The organism is Streptomyces sp. NPDC003943 (genome assembly GCF_053605265.1).
Window position 1 is genome coordinate 1 of sequence record NZ_JBSGIW010000014.1, and the last position, 17,183, is coordinate 17,183.

Genomic DNA, 17,183 nt, shown 5'->3' on the forward strand with positions numbered 1-17,183 from the left:
TGTGGTCCGGCTGGGCCCGCTGCCTCGGCCCGTACGCCGAGGCAGCGAAGCGGAACGACTGACCGCCGCGCGCGCGGCGGTCAGGACGGCGGAGGTCAGCCCACCACCGTCCAGGTGTCCTTCCCGGCGAGCAGCTGGGCCAGGTCTCCCTTGCCCTGCTGCTCCACCGCCTTCTCCAGCTGCTCCGCCATCAGCGTGTCGTACACCGGCCGGTCCACCGACCGGAAGACGCCGATCGGCGTCTGGTGCAGCGTGTCCGGGTCGGCGAGCCGCGACAGCGCGAACGCGGTCGTCGGCGAGGCCGCGTGGGCGTCGTGGACGAGGATCCGCCCCTCGTTCTCCGGCGTGACGGTGACGACCTGGAGGTCGCCGGTGGCCGGGTCGCGCACCACGCCCTTGTCGAGCTCGGCGCCGAAGCGGATCGGCTGCCCGTGCTCCAGGCGGATGACGGCCTCCTTGGCCTGCTCGTTGTCCTTGAGGACCTCGAAGGCGCCGTCGTTGAAGATGTTGCAGTTCTGGTAGATCTCCACCAGGGCCGTGCCGTTGTGGTCGGCGGCCTGGCGCAGCACCTCGGTGAGGTGCTTGCGGTCGGAGTCGACCGTCCGGGCGACGAACGACGCCTCCGCGCCGAGTGCGAGCGACACCGGGTTGAAGGGCGCGTCGAGGGAGCCCATCGGGGTCGACTTGGTGATCTTGCCGAGCTCGGAGGTGGGACTGTACTGGCCCTTGGTCAGGCCGTAGATCCGGTTGTTGAAGAGCAGGATCTTCAGGTTGACGTTGCGGCGCAGGGCGTGGATGAGGTGGTTGCCGCCGATGGACAGCGCGTCGCCGTCACCGGTGACGACCCACACCGACAGGTCGCGGCGGGAGGTCGCCAGGCCGGTGGCGATGGCCGGGGCGCGGCCGTGGATCGAGTGCATCCCGTAGGTGTTCATGTAGTACGGGAAGCGGGAGGAGCAGCCGATGCCGGAGACGAAGACGATGTTCTCCTTCGCCAGGCCGAGTTCGGGCATGAAGCCCTGCACGGCGGCGAGCACGGCGTAGTCGCCGCAGCCGGGGCACCACCGGACCTCCTGGTCCGACTTGAAGTCCTTCATGGACTGGGCGGCCTCGGCCTTGGGCACCAGCTGCAGAAGGGACTCGGCCGTCGGGCCCGTGGTCCGCGCCGACTCACTCATCGATGACCTCCTTGAGGGCCGCGGCGAGCTGCTCGGCCTTGAACGGCATTCCGTTGACCTGGTTGTGGCTGCGGGCGTCGACGAGGTACCGCGCCCGGACGAGGGTGGCGAGCTGGCCCAGGTTCATCTCGGGGACGACGACCTTCTCGTACCGCTTCAGGACCTCGCCGAGGTTCTTCGGGAAGGGGTTGAGGTGGCGCAGGTGGGCCTGGGCGATGGGGCGGCCGGCGCGGCGCAGACGGCGGACGGCGGCGGTGATCGGCCCGTACGTGGAGCCCCAGCCGAGGACCAGGGTGTCCGCGCCGTCCGGGTCGTCGACCTCGATGTCGGGCACCTCGATGCCGTCGATCTTGGCCTGCCGGGTGCGGACCATGAGGTCGTGGTTGGCCGGGTCGTAGCTGATGTTGCCGGTGCCGTCCTGCTTCTCGATGCCGCCGATGCGGTGTTCGAGGCCGGGAGTGCCGGGCAGCGCCCAGGGGCGGGCCAGGGTCTCGGGGTCGCGCTTGTACGGCCAGAAGACCTCGGTGCCGTCGGCCAGCGTGTGGTTCGGGCCGGTGGCGAACGTGGTGGTCAGGTCCGGGAGTTCGTCGGTGTCCGGGATCCGCCAGGGCTCGGAGCCGTTGGCCAGGTAGCCGTCGGAGAGCAGGAAGACGGGCGTGCGGTACGTGAGCGCGATCCGGGCCGCGTCGAGCGCCGCGGCGAAGCAGTCGGCGGGCGTCTTCGGGGCCACGACCGGCACCGGGGCCTCGCCGTTGCGCCCGTACATGGCCTGGAGGAGGTCGGCCTGCTCGGTCTTGGTGGGCAGACCGGTGGACGGGCCGCCGCGCTGGATGTCGACGATGAGGAGCGGCAGTTCGAGGGAGACGGCGAGGCCGATGGTCTCCGACTTGAGCGCCACACCCGGGCCGGACGTGGTCGTCACGGCGAGCGAGCCGCCGAAGGCCGCGCCGAGCGCGGCGCCGATGCCGGCGATCTCGTCCTCGGCCTGGAAGGTCCGCACGCCGAAGTTCTTGTGCCGGCTCAGCTCGTGCAGGATGTCGGAGGCCGGGGTGATCGGGTACGAGCCGAGGTAGAGCGGCAGGTCCGCCTGCTTGGCGGCGGCGATCAGGCCGTACGACAGGGCCAGGTTCCCCGAGATGTTGCGGTACGTGCCGGTGGGGAACGCGCGGGTGGCCGGGGCCACCTCGTACGAGACGGCGAAGTCCTCGGTGGTCTCGCCGAAGTTCCAGCCGGCCCGGAACGCGGCCACGTTCGCCTCGGCGATCTCGGGCTTCTTCGCGAACTTCTGGCGCAGGAAGGTCTCGGTGCCCTCGGTCGGGCGGTGGTACATCCAGGAGAGCAGCCCGAGCGCGAACATGTTCTTGCTGCGCTCGGCCTCCTTCCGGGACAGGCCGAACTCCTTCAGCGCCTCCACCGTGAGGGTGGTGAGCGGAACCGGGTGCACGTGGTACCCGGACAGCGAGCCGTCCTCCAGCGGAGAGGTCTCGTAGCCGACCTTGGCCATGGCGCGCTTGGCGAACTCGTCCGTGTTGACGATGATCTCGCCGCCGCGCGGCACGTCCCCGATGTTCGCCTTCAGCGCGGCCGGGTTCATCGCGACCAGGACGTTCGGCGCGTCGCCCGGGGTCAGGATGTCGTGGTCGGCGAAGTGGAGCTGGAACGAGGACACGCCCGGCAGCGTGCCGGCGGGGGCCCGGATCTCGGCGGGGAAGTTCGGCAGCGTGGAGAGGTCGTTCCCGAAGGACGCCGTCTCCGAGGTGAACCGGTCACCGGTGAGCTGCATGCCGTCGCCGGAGTCGCCCGCGAAGCGGATGATCACCCGGTCGAGCCGGCGGACTTCCTTCGCGGAACCGTCATCGGCCGTCGCCGGGGCGCTGCGCTGCTCCCCGACCAGGGCCTCACCGGCCTCGCTACTGACCTGGCTGGTCACTGAACTGGACCTCCCTCGCGGCAGGGTCTCTCCGTCGAGGCTCACCCGCGGAGAAAGCTCGGTGGACGACCGGCCGACCGGCCGTCCCGTGGCCCACCCTACGACCGTAAGGGGACCCTTCCCGGGACTTCTCGCATCGTGGACTTCGTTTTGAGACGCCCGTAACGCCTGTTTATTGTCAATTGTCGCTCTCTGCGACGCCCCGGGTCCACTGGGATGTCGCGCTCCGCACATTCTTCGTCACGGACCGGGGCGGCGTGGCGGTGCCATAGCTGACGGGTCGTCAGGTGCGCCCTGCCATGGTCGCAGCCCGTCAGGAATTGAGATAGGTCAGCACAGCGAGTACCCGGCGGTGATCCCCGTCACTCGGCGAGAGCCCCAGCTTCAGGAAGATGTTGCTGATGTGCTTCTCCACCGCGCCGTCGCTCACCACCAGCTGCTTCGCGATGGCCGAATTCGTACGCCCCTCCGCCATCAGGCCCAGCACCTCGCGCTCGCGCGGCGTCAGCGCCGCGAGCACGTCCTGCTTCCGGCTCCGGCCGAGCAGCTGAGCCACCACCTCCGGGTCCAGCGCCGTACCGCCCCGGGCCACCCGGACCACCGCGTCCACGAACTCCCGGACCTCGGCCACCCGGTCCTTCAGCAGATAGCCGACGCCGGTGCTCGACCCGGCAAGCAGTTCGGTGGCGTACTGCTCCTCCACGTACTGCGACAGGACGAGCACCCCCATCCCCGGATGGTCCCTGCGCAGCCGTACGGCCGCCCGCACGCCCTCGTCGGTGTGCGTCGGCGGCATCCGCACGTCGGCCACCACCACGTCCGGCAGCTCGCCCTCGTCCGCCAGGTTGTCCACCGTCTTGAGGAGGGCCTCGGCGTCACCGACGCCGGCGACCACCTCGTGCCCGAGATCGGTGAGGAGCCGGGTCAGACCCTCCCGGAGCAGCACCGAGTCCTCGGCGATGACCACTCGAACGCTGTCCGCGCCCATGTCCGTCCCTTCCCCTTGTCCCCTTGATCGCAAGCGATGCCCAGCATCGCAGGAGAAGGGACGCGGCGGGGCCGGAAGGGGTTCAACCAGGACACCCGGATGGGGGGCGGGTCAGGCGCGCCAGGGGAGCTCGGCCGTGATCGTCGTCGGGCCGCCCGCCGGCGAGTCGATCGCGAGCACGCCGTCGACGGCGTCGATCCGCTCCGTCAGGCCCGCGAGCCCGTGGCCCGCCGCCGGCGCCGCGCCGCCCCTGCCGTCGTCGCGGACCTGCAGCATCAGCCGGCCGTCCGTCCGCCACACGTCCACCCAGGCCCGCTTGGCGCCGGCGTGCTTGGAGACGTTCTGCAGGAGTTCGGAGACGGTGAAGTAGGCGATGCCCTCGATGGCCTCGGCGGGTCGGGCCGGCAGGTCGACCGAGACCTTCACCGGGACGGTGCAGCGGGCGGCGACGGCGGACAGGGCGGCGTCGAGGCCGCGGTCGGTGAGGACGGCCGGGTGGATGCCGCGGGCCAGGTCGCGCAGCTCCTGGAGGGCCAGCTTCACCTCGCCGTGCGCCTCGTCCACCATCGCCGCCGCCGTCAGCGGGTCGTCCGCGATCCGCTCCTTCGCCAGCCCCAGGTCCATCGCCAGCGCCACGAGGCGGGCCTGGGCGCCGTCGTGCAGGTCGCGCTCGATGCGGCGCAGGTCCGCGGCGGCGGTGTCCACGACCACGCCACGGTCCGACTCCAGCTCCGTCACGCGCGAGGCCAGCGGCGACGGGCCGAGCAGCCCCGCCACGAGCACCCGGTCCACCGCGACCAGGCCGCGCAGCACCCACGGGCCGAGCAGGACGAGACCGAGGCCCACCGCGGACGTGATCGCGATCTCGGACGGCGTGTCCATCTGCATGCCCTGGTCCCCGTCCCCGTACAGCTGGATGCCGTCCTGACTCACGTAGGTCGGGAACACCCACTGCCACAGCGGATACGTGAACAGGCTCCAGCCCGTCGCCCACAGCGTCAGCACCACGCAGAACGTGAACACCGCCCACGGGAAGCGCACCAGGCAGTAGAGCAGGTGCCGCCAGGACGCCCCGCTCTTCAGCGTCGCGCCCATCCACGACAGCGCCCCGCCCGTCCGGCCCCGGGCCGGCTCCGGCGCCCGCACGTCCAGGCCGAGCAGCCCGCGCGCCCGCGCCCGCTCCACCGCGCCGAGCCCCCGGCACACCGTGAGGCCGGCGGCCAGGACCGGGACACCGAGGAAGGTGACGAGCAGCCCGGCGCCGAGCGAGACGAAGGTGACGGCGACGACGAAGGACACGATGCCCATCGGCAGCCCGGTCATGACGTAGCCGAACGCGCGCCAGGTGCGTCCTTCGAACGGCGCGCGGAGTCCGGCGGGGAGGCGGTGCAGGGCGGCCATCGAGGTTCCGTCCGTCGGGGTTCCGTCCATCGGGCTTCCGTTTCTGACGCGGGTCTGTCGGTCGTCTTCACCCTCCCGGGAGGGCGGGTTCCGGCACCATGAGGCGGGTCGGCGTCCTCGCCCGGGGGTTATCCCTACCCGGCCGGCCGGCGGGTCCTGTACGGGACCGCGAACCTGGGGGCTCGGTGGTGATCACGGTGTGGCGCGACCTTGCGAGGGGCGGCTTGGCGGTGCTCACCGGCGTGGCGCGATCTCGGCAGCGGCCTCCGCGGTGGTGATCACGGTGTGGCGTGATCCCGCGAGGGGCGGCTCGGCGGTGCTCACTGGTGTGGCGCGATCTCGCCAGGGATCTCCACCGTGCTCACCGTGTACCGCGGTCCCGCCAGGGGAGCTCCGCGGTGATCACCGTCGGGCCGCCCTCCGGCGAGTCCACGACGAACACCCCGTCCACCGCGCCGAGCCGCTCGGCGAGGCCCGCCAGGCCCGTGCCGCCGCCGTCGAGGCGCGCGCCGCCCCTGCCGTCGTCGCGGACCTGGAGCATCAGCCGGCCCTCGCCCTCCTCCCGCCACACCTCCACGGCGGCCGAGCGGGCCCCCGCGTGCTTGGAGACGTTCTGCAGGAGTTCGGAGACGGTGAAGTAGGCGATGCCCTCGATGGCCTCGGCGGGTCGGGCCGGCAGGTCGACCGAGACCTTCACCGGGACGGTGCAGCGGGCGGCGACGGCGGACAGGGCGGCGTCGAGGCCGCGGTCGGTGAGGACGGCCGGGTGGATGCCGCGGGCCAGGTCGCGCAGCTCCTGGAGGGCCAGCTTCACCTCGCCGTGCGCCTCGTCCACCATCGCCGCGGCCGCCTCCGGATCGTCGAGCAGCTTCTCCTTCGCCAGCCCGAGCCCCATGGCCAGCGCCACGAGGCGGGCCTGGGCGCCGTCGTGCAGGTCGCGCTCGATGCGGCGCAGGTCGGCGGCGGCCGTGTCCACGACCACGCCACGGTCCGACTCCAGCTCCGCGATCCGCCGCTCCAGCTCGTCGGACGGCGAGAGCAGCCCGCGCACCATGCCCCGGTCGGCCGCGCTGAGCCCGCGCGCCACGAACGGCAGCACCGGCCACAGCACGATCAGCGACACGAGCGTCAGCGTGAACGTCAGGATGCCCCAGGGCAGCCGGATGAACCCGTACAGCTGGCTCCGCCACGCCACCGGGTCCTTCAGCTGCGCCCAGAGCCGGCCGAAGAACCCGCCCCGGTGCGGCAGCCGGCTCGGCTCGTCCACCCGCACCCCGAGCAGCTTCCGGGCCCGCGCCCGCTCCGCCCGGCCCATCCCGCGCGCCCCCGAGAGCCCGAGCGCGAGCAGCGGCAGACCGACGGCCGTCACGGCCAGGCCCACGCCGAGCGCGATCGTCACGACCGCGTACAGGAAACCGGCGAGCGCGCAGGGCAGATTGGCCAGGAGGTGCGCGATCTCCTTCCAGGTGTGCCGGTTGTAGGCGAAGCGCGCGGGGGGCGGGGTGTCGGTGGTCATGGCGGCAAGACTGCCGGTCGGGGGCCTGCCCACGCCATGGGGGAGGTGGCCGAAAGCCCAGGGGGGATAACCCCACCGTGACCGTCCCTCGGGCTCTTCTTACGGCTTCTTTAGGAGGGCCTAGACTCGCGTCCGTAAAGAAAAAGGAATGAGACACCGAGACCGAGGGGCGGACGTGCGGGAACCGACCGTTGTCGCGACGGCGTACGCGGCGGACTACTTCGAGACGTATTCCGTCGTCGGACTGCTCGCCGTGCTCGGCGTGCTCTTCGTCGCGGTCGCGTTCGGCGCGAACCGGCTGCTCAGGCCCGTCGTGCCGACCCCCGAGAAACTCCTCACCTACGAGTGCGGTGTCGACCCGGTGGGGGAGGGCTGGGCCCACACCCAGGTCCGCTACTACGTGTACGCCTTCCTCTATGTGATCTTCGCCGTCGACTCGATCTTCCTCTTCCCGTGGGCGACGGTCTTCGCGGCGCCCGGATACGGGGCGACGACCCTCGTCGAGATGTTCGTCTTCCTCGGCTTCCTGGCCGTGGGACTGCTCTACGCGTACAAGAAGGGCGTCCTGGCATGGACGTGACCCCGACCCCCACCCCGCTGCCGACCCCCACGCTGGGCCCGCTGGCCCGGCTGGCGCCGGAGCCGATGAAGGTGGTCCTCAACTGGGGCCGCCGCTACAGCCTGTGGGTCTTCAACTTCGGCCTCGCCTGCTGCGCGATCGAGTTCATCGCCGCGTCGATGGCCCGCCACGACTTCATCCGCCTCGGCGTGATCCCCTTCGCGCCGGGCCCGCGCCAGGCCGACCTCATGATCGTCTCCGGCACGGTGACGGACAAGATGGCGCCGGCGGTCAAGCGGCTCTACGAGCAGATGCCCGAGCCGAAGTACGTCATCTCCTTCGGCGCCTGCTCGAACTGCGGCGGCCCCTACTGGGACTCGTACTCCGTGACCAAGGGCGTGGACCAGATCATCCCCGTCGACGTCTACGTGCCGGGCTGCCCGCCGCGGCCGGAGGCGCTGCTCCAGGGCATCCTCAAGCTCCAGGAGAAGATCGCGCGCGAGAACACGGCGGAGCGGTACGGGGCGGCCCCGTCCGTCTCCCAGCTGACGAGCGGTCTCGTGCAGCCCCCGAAGCCGGGAGGCGACGCGTCGTGACCGAGAACTTCACGGACAGCTACGCCGCCCTCCCCGACTCCGTCACGGAGCTCTTCGGCGAGGAGGCGACGGCGGAGCGCGCGTACGACCTGCTGACGGTCGACGTGCCGACGGCCTCGTGGATCGCGGCGCTCGAGATCGCCCGCGACAAGCTGGGCCTCACGTACTTCGACTGGCTGAGCGCGGTGGACGAGCCGGGCGTGGGCTTCCGGGTGTGCGCGCACGTGGCGTCGGTGGGTGCGGCGGGCGTCCGCCGCCTGCTGCTCCGCACGACGGTCCCGCACGCGTCCCCGACCCTGCCGTCCGCGATCGCCGTGTACGCGGGCGCGGCGTGGCACGAGCGCGAGACGTACGAGATGTTCGGCGTCACCTTCACCGACCACCCGCACCTCGTGCACCTCCTCCTCCCCGAGAACTTCGAGGGCCACCCGCTGCGCAAGGACTTCGTCCTCGCGGCCCGCGTGGCCAAGGCCTGGCCCGGCGCCAAGGAACCGGGCGAGTCCCACGACCCGAACGCCCCCAAGCGCCGCCAGATGCTCCCCCCGGGCGTCCCCGACCCCAACGACTGGGGCCCCCTCAAGGGCCAGCTCCCCCCGGCCCCGTCCCGCCCGGCCCGCGCGGCCGCCGGCGACCGCCCGGTCCGCCGCGCCCGCACGGCGGGCGAGGGCTCGGCGAGCCAGCCGGAGGCCCCACCGGCACGAAGGTCCCGCACCGCGGCCGCGGGCTCGGCAAGCCAGACTCCGGCGGCCCCCACGGCTGCCCCCGAGACCTCGTCCCCCGGCCCGACGGCACCGACGCCCCCCGCGGGCCCGGCCGCCGCCGACGGTGCGGCGCCGACGCCCCCAGCGGGCCCGCGCCGTGCGCGCAGCGCCAGCGGAGGCTCGGCGAGCCAGCGCCCGGAGGCGACTCCGACCACCGGCCCGCGCGCCGATGCGGCCCGTGCGGCCGAGGCCGGGCCGGACACTGCCGCGTCGGTGCCGCCTGCGAGCACGGAGACCCCGGCCGCGCCGCCCGCCGGCCCCCGCCGTAACCGCAGCGCGAGTGCCGGCTCCGCGAGCCAGCGCACCGAAGCCGCCGAGGCACCCGAAGCCACGAAGCAGCGCCCCGCCCCCGCACGCAGTTCGGACGCCCCGTGGCACCACGCCCGCCCGGCGTTCGACGAGGAGCCGGGGACACCGGCGCCGCCTGCCGAGGCGGCGAAGGCCGCAGACGCCGAGGGCGGGTCGCCCGCGGCCGGTACCGAGGCCGAGGCCCCGGCGCCGGAGGCGCCGCCCGCCGTGAGCGGCGCGGAGGCTCCGGCGGATGACGCCGACGGGGCCGTCGACGCGCCCACCCCCGAACCCCCGAACCCCCATCCCCCCACCACCGACGGAGGCGATTCCGCGTGAACGACGTGTTGGACGTCGCCCTGCGGCTGCTCGCCGTGTTCGGCGTGTTCCTCGTGCTGCCGCTGGTCGTCGGGCAGACCGAGCACAAGGTGATGGCGCACATGCAGGGCCGGCTCGGGCCGATGTACGCCGGCGGGTTCCACGGCTGGGCGCAGCTGGTCGCGGACGGGGTGAAGTTCGCGCAGAAGGAGGACGTCGTCCCGGCCAACGCCGACCGGCGGATCTTCCAGCTGGCGCCGGCCGTGGCGTTGCTGCCGTATCTGCTCGTGCTCGTGGCGATTCCGATCGGCCCGAGCGAGGGCGCGGTCGGGCGCGTGGTCGACGCGGGGATCTTCTTCGTGCTCGCCGTGATGGGCGTCGGGGTGCTCGGCAGCCTGATGGCCGGCTGGGCGTCGGCGAACAAGTTCTCGCTGCTCGGCGCGCTCCGCACCGCCGCGCAGCTGCTCGCGTACGAGCTGCCGATGCTGCTTGCCGCCGCGTCCGTGGCGATGGCGGCGGGCACCGTCTCACTGCCCGGCATCCTGAACGGCTTCCACTGGTGGTGGGTGCCGTGGCAGATCGTCGGCGCGCTGGTGTTCTTCACGGCGGGCCTCGCCGAGCTGCAGCGGCCGCCGTTCGACATGCCGATCGCCGACTCGGAGATCATCTTCGGCGCGTACACCGAGTACACGGGACTCCGCTTCGCGCTGTTCCTGCTCGCCGAGTACGCCGGCATCGTCGTCCTCTGCGGTCTGACCACCGTCCTCTTCCTCGGCGGCTGGCACGGCCCGTTCGGCGCCGACGGCCTCGGCTGGCTGTGGACGCTGCTCAAGACCGCCGTCCTGGCCTTCGTCGTGATCTGGCTGCGGGTCTCCTACCCGCGCCTGCGCGAGGACCAGCTGCAGAAGCTGGCCTGGACGACCCTCGTCCCGCTCGCCCTCGCGCAGATCGCGCTCACCGGCATCGTGAAGGTGGCGATCCAGTAACCATGGCTCCGATTCCCGGCTCCGGCCTCGCCAAGGGGCTCGCCGTCACCCTGCGGACGATGACGCGCAAGTCCGTCACCGCGCAGTACCCGGACGCGCAGCCCGAGCTGCCGCCCCGCACCCGCGGGGTCATCGGGCTGTTCGAGGAGAACTGCACGGTGTGCATGCTGTGCGCCCGCGAGTGCCCCGACTGGTGCATCTACATCGACTCCCACAAGGAGACGGTGCCGGCCGCCGTCCCCGGCGGGCGCGAGCGCAGCCGCAACGTCCTCGACCGCTTCGCGATCGACTTCTCCCTCTGCATGTACTGCGGCATCTGCATCGAGGTGTGCCCGTTCGACGCGCTGTTCTGGTCGCCCGAGTTCGAGTACGCCGAGACCGACATCCACGAGCTGACGCACGAGCGCGACAAGCTCCGCGAGTGGATGTGGACCGTGCCGGAGCCGCCCGCGCTCGACCCGCGCGCGGAGGAGCCGAAGGAGATCGGCGCGGCGCGCAAGGCCGCCGAGAAGGCCGCCGCGCAGGCGGAGGCGCAGGCGCAGGCGGAGGCCGAGCAGGCCGCCGCCGAGAACCGGCAGCAGGAGGGCCCGCAGTGACCCTCGCAGCACAGAGCAGCGGCTTCCTGTCGCCCACCGGCGTCGAGATCGTCTTCCTCCTCGTCGGCCTCGTCACCCTCGGCGCGGCCCTCGTCACCGTCACCACCAAGCAGCTCGTCCACGCCGCCCTGTGGCTGGTCGTGGCGCTCGGCGGGATCGCCGTCGAGTACCTGCTCCTGACCGCCGAGTTCATCGCCTGGGTGCAGGTGCTGATCTACGTCGGTTCCGTCGTCGTCCTCCTCCTCTTCGGCCTCATGCTCACCAAGGCCCCCATCGGCCGCTCCCCGGACTCCGACTCGGGCAACCGGCCGGTCGCCGTCGCCGTGGCGCTCGCCGCCGCCGCGGCCCTGGTGTGGGTGGTCGTGGACGCGTTCCGCACCACCTGGATCGACCTCGACGGGCCCGCGCAGGGCTCCACCAAGGTGTCCGGCGAGATCCTCTTCCGGCACTGGGTGCTGCCCTTCGAGGCGCTGTCGGTGCTGCTGCTCGCCGCACTCGTCGGCGCGATCGTGCTGTCCCGCAAGAAGGCCCCGGAGGACACGGACTGATGCACCTCGTCTACCCGGCCGTCCTCGCCGTCCTGCTCTTCTCCGTCGGCCTGTACGGCGTCCTCGCCCGCCGCAACGCGATCCTGGTCCTGATGTCCGTCGAGCTGATGCTCAACGCCGTCAACCTCAACCTGGTCGCCTTCGACGTCTGGCTCCGCGACACCCTGCACGCGGGCCAGGCCCTCACCCTCTTCACCATCGCCATCGCCGCCGCGGAGATCGGCATCGGTCTCGCGATCGTCCTGATGGTGTACCGCAACCGCGGCACCTCGGACGTCGACCGCCTCCGCGACACGAAGGAAACGCCGTCCGCCGACGAGAAGGCCGAGGCCACCGCGTGACCACCACGACCCTGGCCGTCCTCGTCCCCCTGCTGCCCTTCCTCGGCTCCGCCGCCGGCCTGTTCCTCGGCCGCTCCGTGCCCGGCTTCGCCCGCCCGCTGGCCGTGCTGCCGACGCTCGCCGCGGCCGTGCTCGCCGTCGTCGTGGCGGCCCGGCAGGGCGGCGGGAAGGCCATCGACGCCGCCACCCAGCTCACCCCGACCGGCTCCGTCCCGATCGACCTGGCGCTGCACATCGACGGCTTCGCCGCCCTCGTCGCCGTCCTGGTCGGCGTGGTCGCCACCTGCGTGCAGGTCTACTCGACCGGCTATCTGCGCGACGACCCGCGCTACTCCTCGTACGCCGCGCTGGTCTCCCTCTTCACCTCCGCCATGCTGCTCGTCGTCTACTCCGGCGACCTGATGGTGCTCCTGGTCGGCTGGGAGGTCATGGGCATCTGTTCGTACTTCCTGGTCGGGCACTACTGGGAGACGCCCGAGGCCCGCTCGGCCTCCCTCAAGGCCTTCCTCGTCACCAAGCTCGGTGACGTGCCCTTCCTGATCGGCCTGTTCGCGCTGGCCACCGACGCGGGCACCTTCCGGATCACCGGCGTGCTCGGCGCCGTCGCCGCCGGCGGGCTCGACCACCCCACCCTCGTGGCGCTGCTGCTCCTCGCGGGCGTGGCCGGCAAGTCCGCGCAGTTCCCGCTGCACACCTGGCTCCCGGACGCCATGGCCGGCCCCACCCCCGTCTCCGCGCTCATCCACGCGGCGACGATGGTCGCCGCCGGCATCTACTTCGTCGCCCGGCTGCTGCCCGTCTTCACGGCCTCCGCGGCCGCGCTGACCGTGCTCGCCGTGATGGCCGCCGTCACCATGGTCGGCTCGGCGCTCGCCGCGCTCGCCCAGGACGACATCAAGCGGGTCCTCGCCTACTCGACGATCGGCCAGCTCGGCTACATGTCCGGCGCCCTCGCCGTCGGCAACCGCGGCGCCGCCGTCTTCCACCTCCTGTCGCACGGCGCCTTCAAGGCGCTGCTGTTCCTCGCCGCCGGCGCGGTCATCCACGCCGCCGGCACCAACTCGCTCACCGCCATGTCCCGGATGAGCGGCCTCGCCAAGCGCATCCCGGACGCCTACTGGACGATGACCGTCGGCCTGCTCGCGCTCGCCGCGATCCCGCCCTTCGCCGGCTTCTTCTCCAAGGAAGCCGTCCTCGTCGCCGCCGAGCACACCGCCACCGGTGAGAGCACCCTGGCCCCCGCCGGGGCCGGCTGGATCGTGCTCGTCGCCGGACTGCTCACGGCGCTGCTCACCGCCGCGTACGCGATGCGGCTGTGGCTGCTCGCCTTCCGCGGCCGCGGCGAAGAGGCCCCGAGTCACGGCCGTCAGCCCATCGCCATGACGACCGTCCTGTGGGTGCTCGCGATCCCCTCCCTCGGCTTCGGCCTGACCGCCGGCTACCTCGACGACTGGTTCGGCGGCCAGCCGCTGACCCCGACCCTCACCACGGCCGTCCTCGGCACCGGCCTCGCCGTCGTCGGCGCCGCCGTCACCTACGCGGTCCGGCGCACCCTCGTCGCCCGCACCGCGCCGCCCCCGGCGGTCCCCGCGGGCACCGCGCCCGCCCCGGCCGCCGGGCTCCTCGCCGCGCCCACCGTCGCCCACCCCGACGCCGAGGCCGGCCAGGTCGAGGCGGAGGCCCTGGACCTGCCGCACCCGGCGGTGGACCCGGCCGACCCCGGCCGCGCCCTGCTCGGCCCGCTGCACCCGCACGCGGCCACCGGCTTCCACCTGGACGCGGTCTACCGGACGCTGTTCGTCCGCCCCGTGCTCGCCGCCGCCTCCCTGGTCCGCTTCCTGGACCGCGAGGTCGTCGACACGTACGTGAACGGCGCGGGCAGCACCGCCAAGGGGCTCGGCTGGCTGGTCCGCCGCGCCCAGACCGGCAACGTGCAGACCTACCTCAGCGCCCTGCTCGCCGGCTCCGTCGTCCTGGCGATCGTCGCCGTCGTCCTCGCCAACGTCGCCGCCGGAGCGTGAGCCGTGATCGATATCAGCGAATCCGTGATGCAGTTCCTTCTCGCGTTGATCGTCGGCGGCCCGCTCGTCGGCGCCGCCGCCGCGCTCCTGCCCGCCCCGCCCGGGCTGAAGGGGAAGTCACCCGACCAGGCCGTGCTCCGCCACGGCGTGGTCGTCACCGGCGTGATCCTGCTCGCCGCGATCGTCCTGGCCCTCGGCTTCGACCACGACCACCCCTCGACGATGCAGGCCACCACCGACATCAGCTGGATCAAGGCACTCGACGTGCGGATCCACCTCGGTGTCGACGGCATCTCCCTCCCCCTCCTGCTCCTGACCGCGCTCCTGACCTTCCTCTGCGCGCTCTACAGCTACTTCAAGATGCCTACGGGCCCGTCACCCAAGGCATTCGTCGCGCTGCTCCTCGTCCTCGAGTCCGGCACCCTGGCGACCTTCGCCGTCCTCGACCTCGTCCTGTTCTTCCTGGCCTTCGAGACGGTCCTCATCCCGATGTACTTCCTCATCGCCCGCTGGGGCGGCGAGGGCCGGCGGGCGGCCTCCTGGAAGTTCATCCTCTACACGCTGCTCGGCTCCGTCGTCATGCTGCTCGGCCTGCTCCTCATCGGTCTGAAGGCGGGCACGTTCGACATGGTGGCACTCGCCACTGACAACGGCCGTGGACTGACCACGTCCGTGCAGGTCATCGCCGTTCTCGCGATCGGCCTGGGGCTCGCCGTGAAGACCCCGATGTGGCCGCTGCACAGCTGGCTCCCGGACGCCCACACCGCCGCCCCGACCGTCGGCTCCGTGCTCCTCGCCGGCGTGCTGCTGAAGATGGGCACGTACGGGTTCGTCCGCATCGTGCTGCCGATCGCCCCCGACGGCATGCGCACCTTCGCGCCCTACCTCGCCGCCTTCGCCGTCGCCGGCATCATCTACGGATCGCTCGCCTGCCTCGCCCTCGCCAAGCCCGGCAACAAGGGCGACCTCAAGCGCCTGATCGCCTACAGCTCCGTCGGCCACATGGGCTTCGTGCTCCTCGGCATCGCCACCATGACGCCCACCGGCGTCAACGGCGCCCTGTTCGCCAACATCGCCCACGGCCTCATCACCGGCCTCCTCTTCTTCCTCGTCGGCGCCGTCAAGGACCGCTACGGCACCGCGGACCTCGACACCCTGGCCGGGGCCACCGGCGCCGCCCTCTACGGCCGCGCCCCCCGTCTCGGCGCGCTCCTCGCCTTCGCCGCCGTCGCCTCCCTCGGCCTGCCCGGCCTCGCCGGGTTCTGGGGCGAGATGCTGGCGCTCTTCGGCGCGTTCGACCCGGCCGCCGGCCTCAGCCGGCCGGCCTTCCTCACGTACATGGCGATCGGTGCCCTCGGCACCCTGCTCACCGCCGCCTATCTCCTCGTCGTCGTCCGCCGCGTCTGCATGGGCGGCCCACGCCCCGCCGGCGAGGCCGAGGCCGCGATCGCCGACGTCCAGGGCTACGAGATCGCCGCCTGGACCCCGCTCGTCGCCCTCACCGTCCTCGCCGGACTGTGGCCCGCGGTCCTCCTCGGCCTCACCAACCCGGCCGTACAGCAGCTGATCGCCGGAGGCGCCAAGTGACCCCCGCCGTCGCGAGCCACCTCGCGAGTCCTCTCGCGAGCCCCGCCGCGAGCCTCGTCCAGTCCGTCGACTGGCTCGCCATCGCGCCCCCCACCCTCGTCGCGGTCGTCGCCGTCGCGATCCTCGTCGCCGACCTCTTCGTCCCCGCCGAGCGCAAGCAGCTCCTCGGCTGGACCGCGACAGCCGGCCTGGCCGCCGGGCTCGCGCTGCTCATCCCGCTCCGGGACGGCGACCGCTCGACGTTCTGCCTCACTCCCGACACCCACCTGCGGGCCTGCAGCTACACCGCCGACCAGTTCACCCTGGTCATCCAGTTCCTGGTGCTCGCGGGCGCGCTCGTCACCGCGCTGCTCTCGCTCACCGACACCCGCGACAGGCTGCCCGCCGGCGAGTACTGGTTCCTGCTGCTCTCCTCCGCCGCCGGTGCCGCCCTGCTGCCCGCCTCCCGGGACCTGGCCACCCTCGTCGTCGCCCTCGAAGTGGCCTCGCTGCCCGCGTTCGCGCTGGTCGGTCTGCGCCGCGGCGACGTCAGGTCCAGCGAGTCCGCGCTGAAGTTCTTCCTCTCCTCGGTCACCGCCACCGCCGTGACCCTGCTCGGCGTCAGCTTCGTCTACGCCGCCACCGGCACCCTCCACCTCACCGAGGTCGCCCAGCGCCTCGGCGACGTGCCCGGCCAGCTCCAGGTCCTCGCCCAGACCGGCGTCGTCCTCACCCTCGTCGGCTTCGCCTTCAAGACGGCCGCCGTCCCCTTCCACTTCTGGGTGCCCGACACCTACGTCGGCGCCCCGCTGCCCGTCGCCGCGTACCTCTCCGTCGTCGGCAAGGCCGTCGGCTTCACCGGCCTCATCCTGGTGACCGTCGTCGCCTTCCCGTCCTACGCGGACGTGTGGGGACCGGCGCTCGCCGCCCTCGCCGCGCTCACCATGACCGTCGGCAACGTGGCCGCCCTGCGCCAGAGCGCCGTCCGCGCCTTCAGCGCCGTACGCCTCCTGGCCTGGTCGTCCGTCGCCCAGGCCGGCTACCTCCTGGTGCCGATCGCCGCCGCCGCGTACTCCGGCGACGACCAGATCGGCGCCACCGTCGCGTACGCCCTGATGTACGCCGTCGTGAACCTCGGCGCCTTCGCGGTCGTCGTCCTCGTCGCCCGTACCCACCCCGAGGCCCGGATCGCCGACTTCCGCGGCCTGTACGCGACGAGCCCGGCCACCGCCCTCGCGCTCGGCTTCTTCCTGCTCAATCTGGCCGGACTGCCCCCGGGTATCATCGGCCTCTTCGCCAAGGTGACCGTCTTCTCGGCGGCCGTCGACGCCGGCCTCGGCTGGCTCGCCGTGATCATGGGCGTCAACGTCGTGATCGCCCTCTACTACTACCTGCGGTGGACGGCGCTGCTCTTCCGCGCGCGGGAGGGCCAGGCCGAACTCGGCCTGCAGCCGCACCGGGCCCCCACCCCGATCACCCTGGCCGTCGCGCTGACCGCCGTCGCGGGCGTCGTGCTGTCGGGCTACCCGCAGTTCGCGCTCCGCTTCGCGGCGAACAGCCTGTTCTGACCCCCCACATCCCCCCACCACG

15 protein-coding genes are annotated in these 17,183 nt (G+C 72.5%); 10 read left to right on the top strand and 5 right to left on the bottom strand.

What is annotated here, in order from left to right; all coding sequences use genetic code 11:
* Nucleotides 1-95: 95 nt before the first annotated feature.
* From ACWEV0_RS08530 to ACWEV0_RS08550, 5 genes are all read right to left on the bottom strand, one after another.
* Entirely contained in the window at nt 96-1,178 is a 1,083-nt protein-coding gene (locus tag ACWEV0_RS08530; protein WP_453147641.1) for a 2-oxoacid:ferredoxin oxidoreductase subunit beta, read from the bottom strand.
* Nucleotides 1,171-3,108: a 2-oxoacid:acceptor oxidoreductase subunit alpha gene (locus ACWEV0_RS08535; RefSeq protein WP_453147643.1), complete on the bottom strand. Its 1,938-nt coding sequence runs from the start codon at nt 3,106-3,108 to the stop codon at nt 1,171-1,173. Before ACWEV0_RS08535 ends, ACWEV0_RS08530 begins: the two co-directional genes overlap by 8 nt.
* A gap of 313 nt (nt 3,109-3,421) precedes the next feature.
* The gene (locus ACWEV0_RS08540) at nt 3,422-4,096 is read right to left on the bottom strand and encodes a LuxR C-terminal-related transcriptional regulator (protein WP_453147644.1); all 675 of its coding nucleotides are present in this window, start codon (nt 4,094-4,096) and stop codon (nt 3,422-3,424) included.
* A gap of 111 nt (nt 4,097-4,207) precedes the next feature.
* On the bottom strand, nt 4,208-5,527 hold the full coding sequence (locus ACWEV0_RS08545; RefSeq protein WP_453147646.1) for a sensor histidine kinase: 1,320 nt from the start codon (nt 5,525-5,527) through the stop codon (nt 4,208-4,210).
* 331 nt (nt 5,528-5,858) lie between these two features.
* On the bottom strand, nt 5,859-7,013 hold the full coding sequence (locus tag ACWEV0_RS08550) for a sensor histidine kinase (RefSeq protein WP_453147648.1): 1,155 nt from the start codon (nt 7,011-7,013) through the stop codon (nt 5,859-5,861).
* A 148-nt stretch (nt 7,014-7,161) separates the two neighbouring features.
* Here ACWEV0_RS08550 and ACWEV0_RS08555 point away from each other — a divergent pair, with 148 nt between their 5' ends.
* Genes ACWEV0_RS08555 through ACWEV0_RS08600 form a run of 10 tightly spaced genes read left to right on the top strand, consistent with a single transcriptional unit; the run spans nt 7,162 to nt 17,161 of the window.
* Complete coding sequence (locus ACWEV0_RS08555; protein WP_453147650.1) at nt 7,162-7,593, top strand: NADH-quinone oxidoreductase subunit A; 432 nt, start codon at nt 7,162-7,164, stop codon at nt 7,591-7,593.
* Nucleotides 7,584-8,168 carry an NADH-quinone oxidoreductase subunit B gene (locus tag ACWEV0_RS08560; protein ID WP_453147651.1) on the top strand — a complete coding sequence of 195 codons (585 nt, stop codon included), beginning with the start codon at nt 7,584-7,586 and terminating at the stop codon, nt 8,166-8,168. The genes ACWEV0_RS08555 and ACWEV0_RS08560 overlap by 10 nt, the downstream gene beginning before the upstream one ends.
* Entirely contained in the window at nt 8,165-9,556 is a 1,392-nt protein-coding gene (locus tag ACWEV0_RS08565) for an NADH-quinone oxidoreductase subunit C (RefSeq protein ID WP_453147653.1), read from the top strand. The genes ACWEV0_RS08560 and ACWEV0_RS08565 overlap by 4 nt, the downstream gene beginning before the upstream one ends.
* Nucleotides 9,553-10,521, top strand: a complete 969-nt coding sequence (locus tag ACWEV0_RS08570) for a complex I subunit 1/NuoH family protein (RefSeq protein WP_453147655.1) — start codon at nt 9,553-9,555, stop codon at nt 10,519-10,521. The genes ACWEV0_RS08565 and ACWEV0_RS08570 overlap by 4 nt, the downstream gene beginning before the upstream one ends.
* A 2-nt stretch (nt 10,522-10,523) precedes the next feature.
* The gene (locus tag ACWEV0_RS08575) at nt 10,524-11,117 is read left to right on the top strand and encodes a NuoI/complex I 23 kDa subunit family protein (RefSeq protein WP_453147657.1); all 594 of its coding nucleotides are present in this window, start codon (nt 10,524-10,526) and stop codon (nt 11,115-11,117) included.
* Nucleotides 11,114-11,665 carry an NADH-quinone oxidoreductase subunit J family protein gene (locus tag ACWEV0_RS08580; protein WP_453147659.1) on the top strand — a complete coding sequence of 184 codons (552 nt, stop codon included), beginning with the start codon at nt 11,114-11,116 and terminating at the stop codon, nt 11,663-11,665. The genes ACWEV0_RS08575 and ACWEV0_RS08580 overlap by 4 nt, the downstream gene beginning before the upstream one ends.
* Nucleotides 11,665-12,006 (top strand): NADH-quinone oxidoreductase subunit NuoK, encoded by a 342-nt coding sequence (gene nuoK / locus ACWEV0_RS08585; RefSeq protein ID WP_403795303.1) that lies wholly within the window; start codon nt 11,665-11,667, stop codon nt 12,004-12,006. Before ACWEV0_RS08580 ends, nuoK begins: the two co-directional genes overlap by 1 nt.
* Nucleotides 12,003-14,027, top strand: a complete 2,025-nt coding sequence (locus ACWEV0_RS08590; RefSeq protein WP_453147661.1) for an NADH-quinone oxidoreductase subunit 5 family protein — start codon at nt 12,003-12,005, stop codon at nt 14,025-14,027. The genes nuoK and ACWEV0_RS08590 overlap by 4 nt, the downstream gene beginning before the upstream one ends.
* Before the next feature lie 27 nt (nt 14,028-14,054).
* Nucleotides 14,055-15,614, top strand: coding sequence for a complex I subunit 4 family protein (locus tag ACWEV0_RS08595; protein ID WP_453147783.1), 1,560 nt, complete (start codon nt 14,055-14,057; stop codon nt 15,612-15,614).
* Nucleotides 15,611-17,161 (top strand): NADH-quinone oxidoreductase subunit N, encoded by a 1,551-nt coding sequence (locus tag ACWEV0_RS08600; protein WP_453147663.1) that lies wholly within the window; start codon nt 15,611-15,613, stop codon nt 17,159-17,161. The genes ACWEV0_RS08595 and ACWEV0_RS08600 overlap by 4 nt, the downstream gene beginning before the upstream one ends.
* The last annotated feature ends 22 nt before the right edge of the window (nt 17,162-17,183 follow it).